The organism is Gilvimarinus gilvus, assembly GCF_030518155.1.
GTDB classification, from domain to species: Bacteria; Pseudomonadota; Gammaproteobacteria; order Pseudomonadales; family Cellvibrionaceae; genus Gilvimarinus; species Gilvimarinus gilvus.
This window is the reverse complement of record NZ_JAULRU010000852.1, coordinates 1-334: the sequence shown is the minus strand read 5'-3', so window position 1 is coordinate 334 and position 334 is coordinate 1. Positions and strand designations below refer to the sequence as shown.

The 334-nt window shown below is 68.3% G+C and carries 1 protein-coding gene; it reads left to right on the top strand.

Translation table 11 applies throughout. From position 1 onward, the window contains the following. Positions 1-31 precede the first annotated feature (31 nt). Positions 32-334: ferredoxin-like domain-containing protein (locus tag QWI17_RS23570; protein WP_302724992.1), on the top strand; the 303-nt coding region annotated here is incomplete at its 3' end.

Here is a 334-nt window from a genome sequence, read left to right as displayed (position 1 = left end):
AGCGCACTTTCACAGATTGCCGGATACTCCATTGACCCAGGCCGATGCCCCCGCTGTTACCCCACGTCCCTCGGCTTGCCCGGGGTTGTGGCGCATCGTCAGTGCCCGCGATGGCGGTATCTGCCGGATCAAACTACCGGGCGGCCTGCTGCTGGCCGACCAGGCCGATGCAGTAGCCGCCGCTGCCGAGCGTTTCGCCGGCGGCGTGATCGAGGCCACCAACCGCGGCAACCTGCAGATCCGCGGCATCGGCAATGCACACCACGCCCTGGTCGAGACCTTGCTCGCGGCAGGCCTGGGCCCGCGCGATGCGGCCGGCGACGATGTACGTAAC